The 7,864-nt window shown below is 56.3% G+C and carries 8 protein-coding genes and 1 pseudogene; all 9 read right to left on the bottom strand.

All coding sequences use genetic code 11. The features are described from left to right. The coding region (locus HMPREF2891_RS04585; RefSeq protein WP_070664028.1) for a type I restriction-modification system subunit M at window positions 1-661 on the bottom strand (661 nt) is incomplete at its 3' end. A 261-nt stretch (window positions 662-922) separates the two neighbouring features. Then, the gene (gene add / locus HMPREF2891_RS04590) at window positions 923-1,921 is read right to left on the bottom strand and encodes an adenosine deaminase (protein ID WP_070664029.1); all 999 of its coding nucleotides are present in this window, start codon (window positions 1,919-1,921) and stop codon (window positions 923-925) included. Between the two features lie 8 nt (window positions 1,922-1,929). After that, entirely contained in the window at window positions 1,930-3,690 is a 1,761-nt protein-coding gene (locus HMPREF2891_RS04595) for an adenine deaminase C-terminal domain-containing protein (protein WP_070664030.1), read from the bottom strand. A gap of 29 nt (window positions 3,691-3,719) precedes the next feature. Next, window positions 3,720-5,147 carry a purine-cytosine permease family protein gene (locus HMPREF2891_RS04600; protein WP_070664031.1) on the bottom strand — a complete coding sequence of 476 codons (1,428 nt, stop codon included), beginning with the start codon at window positions 5,145-5,147 and terminating at the stop codon, window positions 3,720-3,722. Window positions 5,148-5,307: 160 nt separating this feature from the next. Beyond that, on the bottom strand, window positions 5,308-5,499 hold the full coding sequence (locus HMPREF2891_RS04605) for a hypothetical protein (RefSeq protein WP_070621096.1): 192 nt from the start codon (window positions 5,497-5,499) through the stop codon (window positions 5,308-5,310). A 104-nt stretch (window positions 5,500-5,603) separates the two neighbouring features. Next, a pseudogene (locus HMPREF2891_RS04610) lies at window positions 5,604-5,804 on the bottom strand (type I restriction-modification system subunit M N-terminal domain-containing protein); the annotation flags it as partial. Window positions 5,805-6,002: 198 nt separating this feature from the next. Beyond that, entirely contained in the window at window positions 6,003-6,356 is a 354-nt protein-coding gene (locus HMPREF2891_RS04615; protein ID WP_070621092.1) for a cupin domain-containing protein, read from the bottom strand. A gap of 2 nt (window positions 6,357-6,358) precedes the next feature. Then, complete coding sequence (locus HMPREF2891_RS04620) at window positions 6,359-7,189, bottom strand: class I SAM-dependent methyltransferase (protein ID WP_070621090.1); 831 nt, start codon at window positions 7,187-7,189, stop codon at window positions 6,359-6,361. Window positions 7,190-7,598: 409 nt separating this feature from the next. Next, window positions 7,599-7,864: L,D-transpeptidase (locus HMPREF2891_RS09375; protein WP_148131719.1), on the bottom strand; the 266-nt coding region annotated here is incomplete at its 5' end.

Raw genomic sequence — 7,864 nt, forward strand, 5'->3', positions numbered from 1 at the left:
CCTTGGTTTTACCCACCAAAGTTAGGCGCGCAAGTAGTTCAGAAACGTCCTGCGGGGTGAAGAACTCGCCACCGGACTTGCCTGCTGAAGATGCGTACATTGTCATCAAGAACTCGTAAGCATCACCGAACATGTCAATGGAATGAGAGCTGAAATCGCCGAGGGGCAGATTGCCGATCTCATTCAAAATGCGCACCAGCTTCGTGTTACGAGCCGCTACGGTATTACCGAGCTTCGCGCTGTTCACATCGAGATCATCGAACAAGCCCTTAATGTCGCCCTCTGACTGGGAGCCAACAGCCGAGCCCTCAATATTGCGAAAAACCTGCTCAAGCCGCTCATTCAAATCCCGGTCAGCAGCCGCGTTTTTGCGCACGTTCTCAAAAAGCTCGGACGGGCGAATAAAAAAGCCCAGTTCTGCAACCGAACTATCGCGACCATACTCGGCTAGATCGTCGGGAAGTTGAACGTAATCAAAATCAGGATCCGTCTCGCGCTCCAGCCGGTTCACGTGCTGAACAAAACGCTCGGAAATGAAGCGGTAAAACAGCATGCCGAGCACGTACTGTTTGAAATCCCAACCATCTACCGACCCGCGTAGATCATTAGCAATACGCCAGATAGTCCGATGTAGCTCTTGTCTTTGAGCGTCACTACCCACAACAAACTCCCGATACCACTAACCAGTTTTAACGCCGCAAAAGGCCGCTTTCATAAGGATAACGGGGGAGTAGGACAAAAATTGGGCGCAACATGCACACCCGGTCGACCTAGAAAGTGTGAAGAAGGCAGGCTGCAGGAGGATCTGCTGAAGGATCCCCCGCCAGACAGCGGCGTCTAAAGATAAAAGCTGCCCCTCCGAGTTGAAGTGCGGAGGAGCAGCTTCATTGAGCCAAGGCTTCAATTATGTTGCTGGAAAGGTTTAGCAGGCGGCAATCTCTTCCCGCAGCTGTTGCTTGAGCGTCGGGGTAGCCCACGAAATATCCACCGCATTCAGGCAGAGCTGCTTGAGGAAGTCCTCGTCTGCGTCCAACTCATCGGCAACTAGCTGCAGATTCTCGCCGATGTAGCCGCCGAAGTATGCAGGGTCGTCGGAATTGATGCAGATCTTAAGTCCCTTGTCAGATAACTGCTTGATCAGCTGAGTCTTGGAGCCGTCCGAAACCCAGGTGTTGGAAATCGGGCAGCTGGTAAGGCCGATCTTATTGTCCACCAGATACTGCACATAGTCGGGGTTCTCGATGACGTTAGTTCCGTGGTCGATGCGGTCAACCTTGATCTCCTCGATCAGCTGGCGGATGTGCTCGATAGAGTTCTTAATGTCGACGTCGGCGTGCATAGTCAGCAGGAAGCCCTCCTCGCGAGCGCGAGCGAAGACCTCGGCGAACTTCTCGGGCGCGTTGCCAGTCTCGTCGGAGTCCAGCCCGACGCCGATGATCCAGTGCTTGTAATCCAGGGCCTGGGTCAGCGTGGCCATCGCGTACTCGGCCTGGAAGTCGCGCAGGAAGCACATGATCAGAGCCGACTTGATGCCCAACTTCTTCTCGGCCTCGACCTGGGCGCGGTGCAGACCATGGATGACGGTGTGGAACGAGACGCCACGGCAGGTGTGCGCCTGGGGGTCGAAGAATATTTCCACGTAGCGCACGTTCTGCTCGGCTGCCTTGCTCAGGTATGCCATGGCTAGGTCGTAAAAATCCTCGGCGGTCAGCAGTACGTTCATGCCGTCGTAGTACGCAGCTAGGAAGGACGCCAGATCGTCGAAATCGTATGATTCGCGAACCTGGTCGGGGGTTTCCTCGGCGAGCTTGATGCCATTGCGCTCGGCGAGCTTGAACTTCAGCTCCGGCTCGAGCGTGCCCTCGATGTGTAGGTGCAGCTCAACCTTGGGCAGTTTCTGAACGAAGGGTGAAATCTTCACTTTGACTCCTAGTTGCTGGAAATTACGGGATCGGTGACGACGAACTTGACGCAGTCGATCAGGCCCAGATCGGTGATCGCCCACTCCGGGATTGCGGTGATCGACAGGAACAACAGCTGGCCGAACGGCGACGGCAGGTCGCTGCCCAACTCCTCGCGGGCGATGCGATCCATCTCCTGTTCGGCAGCGGCCATCTCCTCGGCTGGAATGTCAGCTACGATGCCGGCTACCGGCAGTGGCAGCCTGCCGATGACCTCGCCATCGGCAACAGCCACCTGGCCACCTCCAAGCCTAGTCACCTCGTTGATGGCGAGGGCCATGTCTGCCGCATTGGTTCCGGCCACCACGACGTTGTTGTCATCTGGCGAGTTGGAGGTCGCAATCGCACCCTTCTTGATACCGAAACCGTTAATGAAGGCAACCGGCAGGTTGTCGGTCTTGCCGTAGCGCTCGGCGACGGCAACCATGATTGCGTCCTTTTCGATGCAGGGCTGAACCACGCCGTCGATGATGTCCAGCTCGATCTCCGCGCCGGGACGGCGGAATGCCACGTCCTTGCTGAGCACTATCGCCTGAACGACTGCCTTGGAGCCCTCGGCCTCGACCTTGATTCGGCTTGCGTCCACTTCCTTCAGCTTGAAGGTGTCGGCGACAACCGAGGTGCGCTCGGGTGCCACCGGAGCTACGACCGGCTTGCCGTTCTCGGCGACGATGCGGCCAGCGGTCATCACGCGTGCGGGTCGGAAGTCATTCAGGTCGTCCACGAACAGGATGTCGGCGAAGCGACCGGGCGCGATCGAGCCGATCTTGTGATCGAGCTTGTACATGCGGGCAGTGTTGATCGAACCCATCTGAATTGCCTGCATCGGGGTCACGCCGCACTCGATGGCCAGGCGAACCACGTAGTCAAGATGGCCACGGCCAAGCACATCGCTCGAGGTTATGTCGTCGGTGCAGAAACCGACACGGTCGCTCGGGGCGCCCATCTCGGTGACCAGCTTGATATTCTCGCGCAGCATCGGGGCCGCGGTCGACTCCCTGATGATGATGTCGATGCCGTTGCGCATCTTCTCCAGCTCTTCCTCAGGCGAGTAAGACTCGTGACATAGGACGACCCCGGAAGAGGCGTATCCAGCCACCCTGCGGGCGTCCACCAGAGGTGCGCAGCCGAAGGCGTGCAGTCGGTTCTTCTCCGCCAGGTCCATCGCGGCCAGAACGTCCTCGTCGCCGTCCTCAACCATCTCTTGAACCGTCTCCCACAGGCCGACGCACTCGGGCATCTCCTGGGCTATCTTGTGGTCCTCGGCCTTGAACGCATAACCGACGTTGGACTCGGGGATGGTGTAGGGAGCCTTAGCCGGTGCTCCCCACCAGACGTGTACCGACGAGTCGGCGGCCTCCGCCAGGAACTCCTTGACGCCGTCAATGCCTGCGGCGACCAACACCTGATCGAGTCCGGAGATGACCGAGGTTGTGCCATAACGTGCGACCATGTCGGCGAGCATCGTCACAGAGAGCTTCGAGCACTCGATGTGCAGGTGGCCATCGATCAGACCCGGGGTCAGGTAGCGGCCCTCGGCGTCGATGATCTCGGTATCGGGACCCTTCTGCGCAGACACATCGCCGACGGCAGCCACACGGCCGTCCGCGATGGCCACGCCTGCTGGATAGATCTCGCCAGTTAGGACGTTAACCAGCTTGCCGTTTTCGATGATTTTGTCAGCATGTGCCCTGCCGTAGGCCACATCCATTACGTGCCGGTTAGGCATTTTTACTCCTTAGTTTTACGGGCGCGCGGTCACGCGATCCCTAAGTTCTTCTTTTTATTGGTGATTGTGAGTGCAATGAACAGGACGCCGCTGACCACTATCCCGGCGGGAATCGCCAAGTCAGGGGCATATTGCGGGTGTTGCGGCGAGATCGCAGCTGCAATCGGGCCGATGAAATATCCGGTGTTGGCAAATAGCGCGGAACCGATCATTCCGGCAATCAGCGAGACGAATCCGGGCAGCTTCACGCCCCCGACGCCCCAGTAGATCCCGCCCTTGTCGTTCATCAAGCCAGCCAGATCGTAATTGCCGCGTCTCATGACCCAATCGACGAGATAGATCGTGATCCAAGGTGCTAGCCAGATGCTTAGCGAACCGACGAAGGCGCTCAGCAGCGCGTAGAACGACGACTGGGCGACCGCGAAGATAGTGATCAAGATGCAAATGATCGAGTCAGTGACGACAACCACCGGGCGCTTTGCCGGGATGCCGGCGGTCTGCAGGTTAAGTGATGACGAATAAAGGTTGGTGCCGTTTTGTACCATCAGGCCGAAGCCCACTAGAAGCAGAAACGGCACAGAGAACCCCGCAGGTAAGATCGCGGGAACGGCTAGCGGGTCGGAGAGGTCAACGTCGGGGCCGACTGCGACCGTAGCCATGGCGGCGCCTAGGCCCTGCAGCAAGAGGTACGGCGCGAAACCGCCCAGCGCGGCCCAAGTGCCAACCGATAACGGGCTGGTTTCTTCGGGCAAATATCGTGAGAAGTTCGAGCCGGAGCATGCCCAACTCAGGCCGCCGGAGACCACTACTAGACTGATCGCGCTGATCATCGCGTTGATGTCGGCGCCTACCTCGCCCGTCGCGATGTTTACCTTGGGCAGGATCAGCGCTGCCAGGATTACGAACGCGCAGGCGAAAATGATCGTGGCGAATTTCTGCGCTGCCATCAGGAAGTTGTAGCCGATCAGCGGCAGCAGCATTTGGATAAGGCCGAGCACCACGATGAGCACGACCTGCGTAACGCCCGAGATATCGAGGCCGAAAATGCCTAGTAGCGCTGCAATCGCGTAATAAACGAGCACCAGACCGGCAGCTTCGAAGCCGAGCAGCATCAGCCACGAGAACAGGCCATTTGCTCGTCCGCCTCGAGGACCCAGGCTAGAGCGGCTGATCGTCATGTTGGTCGTGCCGGTCTTGGGGCCCTGCAACGAGGCCAGCGCCAGCAGCGGGTAGGCGATTAGGTTGCCGACGACGATCGCCGCGATAGCCTGCCAGAAACTGAGGCCGAAAAGAATCACCAGCAACGCGCCGTAAGAGACGGTGAAGATGTTTGTGGTTGTGCCGGCCCAGAGGAAGAATAAGTCGATAGCTTTTCCGTGCCGACGATTTGGTGGGACGAGATCAATGCCCTGTTGATCGATACCTGAAGAGGTTTCAAGAGCCGCTGGATCTGACAAAATTGTCTCCTTAGTTTTCAAGGTGCCCAGCCGAACTGGGTTAGGATCCGATCCAGATTTTATAGAACCGCCTAGGCCGATTCAACTTGCTGTTATTTTTGATTTTCATCTGCTGTTAAGCGATTTCTGGTTTAACGCCGTCCCTAAAGAAATAGAGCTGTCACACGTTCCCGCCGGCGAACTTAACCTCTACCTCGTAGTCGGCCTTGTCCGTGCCCACGAACACTGCCTTAACGTGGGACTTCAGCAGCCTTGCGGTGTGCTCCTCTGATTTCTGCAGCAGACCTCCCTGATCTGAACCAGGCATCTCCCATTTGAACCACTCACGCCGCCAACGCGACTGTGCCGCCATTTTGTATCCATTCCGTGCTAAAAGTTTCATACACGCCGTTCACCTTGGTTTTACCCACCAAAGTTAGGCGCGCAAGCAGTTCAGAAACGTCCTGCGAGGTGAAGAAGTTGAACGTAGTCAAAATCTGAACCCGTCTGTCGCTCGAAGTGATTGACATGTTGAACAAAACGCTCAGAAATGAAGCGGTAAATCAGCATGCCGAGCACGTATTGTTTGAAATCCCAACCATCTACAGGCCCGCGTAGATCATTAGCAATACGCCAAATAGTCCGATGTAGCTCTTGTCTTTGAGCCTCACTACCCACAACAAACTCCCGATACCACTAACCAGTTTTAACGTCGCAAAGGGCCACTTTCATAAGGATAACGGGGGAGGGGGACAAAGATTGTGGCAACATGCACTAAAGCAGTTTGGCCGGCCACACCCTTTTGAATACTGCTTAAAATCAACGCGCAGGAGCGGGCGGAACCGGTCCGCTCCTGCGCGAATTGGCGTGAATTACTTAGTTCGCCGGTGGTTGACTCATCATGTAAAGCACCATTTTTGCTTTGGTTAGTGCTTTAACCGCATGTGGTAGGCGCGTAGGAAAATGCACCATTCCGCCGGGACGCAACGTCACCGTTTTACCGTCCCCGCTGATTTCGATTTCGCCTTCAAGGGCTTGAACAATCACCGGCATCGCGGCGGTGTGCTCGGATAGTTCTTCTCCCTCGTCGAACGAGAACAACACCACGTTCACCCCCTCAGCGCGCATTAGCGTTGTAGAAGTGGTTGAGTTCGCACAATACTCAACGCGCTGCGCAAGGTTTTCAATAAACCCCAGTGCGCCTGCTGATGATGGTTTGAGTTCAGTCATAATCAGATCTCCTTTTCTTCCAGGCTAGCGGTGGGCTTGCGCGCGACGATAGCGATGCCGGTTAAACTGTCGCGGTATTCGTTGAACGTTGCGCGCATATCCAATATGCGGCGACGCAACTCCTTGTCACGCGCAACGTTACGCATAATTCGTGCAACTCCGACTACGCCTTCATCGGCTAAATTACGACGTGGGGACAGTAAAGCCATCGGCTCATACCCCACCCATTCGATACAAAAACCCGACTGTTCTAACAATCCGCACCATTCACCGCGAGTAAGAGGGCGAGCATTAACCCTAATCGTGCGGGCTAGGCGCTGTCGCAACTGGTCCGCAAGCGCCGCGTCTATGCTGTCCGGGGTGAGTCCAAGTTCGTGGATCGCGTAGCAACCGCCTGGTTTAAGCAGTCGGAACGCTTCGGCGATGATATCTCGCTTGCCTTTATCGCCTTGCATGGTCAGCATCGCTTCACCAACCACAACCTGAACTGATTCGGACTCAAGGCCGGTGTCTTGCGCATTAGCATTTACAACTGTGCCCCTCGGCCCCACCGTTGCCTGCACCCGGGCGGCGGCATCTGGATCTTGATCCACGCCCGTGTAGGAGGCGATTCCTCGCTCAAGCATGAGCGTGGCCGTACGTCCCAATCCCGGAGCGAATTCCAACACTTTCTTGCCAGATAGATCGGCCGCATCCAACATTCGATTCGTTAGTTTCAATCCGCCCGGGCGTAAAACTCGCTTGCCTGCCCGGGCAAGCACCCAATGGCCTGCCGCAACACGAGTTGACCGGTCACTTTGCGGAAGGCGGGGTTCATTCTTATTTGTGTCCATGACACCAATAGTACTAGGGCGACTTAGGTAAGCCTAGCCTAATGATTCGCTTCTTTTGTGGGCGCGCCTTGCCGCATAAACTCATTAAGCTCAGCCTCAGAAAAGGGAGGTCAATCCAAATTGGTTACCTTAGAAAGTGTGTGCATTGCAGCGGGCAGAGTATCGTCTAGAATGATCGCTCGATTATTGGCTTCACGCACACGAAGTGTTTGAACAAGCATGCGCCGAAAACCCTGAGCTTGAACTCTACAACGATGATTAATAACCGTAGCTGGTAGCTAAAAAACACTGCTGTGCAGGTGAAGCTGCCGTGCAAACGAGGCTACTAAAAGTACAAGTATCCCCCGAAGCGAAACCAAAAACGGATTCGCGCCGGGGGAGTGTTATTGAAAGTGTTTGCGGCCTACCTCTAATAGTGGGACATTACGGAAGTGCCCAGGTCGGCCCAATGGTAAATCCACTCCGCGTCAGACGTTGGTGTATTCACACAACCATGCGAGCCACCCGGCCCGGTCGACCCGAACGTGCGCTGCCACGGCGCCGCATGAATCGAATAAGACCCGTGGAAGTATGACACCCAAGGAACATCCGGCTCCACATAGCGTGAACCGTCATCATTCAGGCCTCGCATCGTCTGGCTTTCATACTGCAAATACACGTTGAAATGCCCGTCCA

The organism is Actinomyces sp. HMSC065F11, assembly GCF_001813085.1.
GTDB classification, from domain to species: domain Bacteria; phylum Actinomycetota; class Actinomycetes; order Actinomycetales; family Actinomycetaceae; genus Gleimia; species Gleimia europaea.

Excerpts from the sequence above, each read along its gene's own strand:
- HMPREF2891_RS04620 (WP_070621090.1), bottom strand. The coding sequence starts at position 7,189 with ATGGACACAAATAAGAATGAACCCCGCCTTCCGCAAAGTGACCGGTCA.
- HMPREF2891_RS04615 (WP_070621092.1), bottom strand. The coding sequence starts at position 6,356 with ATGACTGAACTCAAACCATCATCAGCAGGCGCACTGGGGTTTATTGAA.
- HMPREF2891_RS04595 (WP_070664030.1), bottom strand. The coding sequence starts at position 3,690 with ATGCCTAACCGGCACGTAATGGATGTGGCCTACGGCAGGGCACATGCT.
- HMPREF2891_RS04605 (WP_070621096.1), bottom strand. The coding sequence starts at position 5,499 with ATGGCGGCACAGTCGCGTTGGCGGCGTGAGTGGTTCAAATGGGAGATG.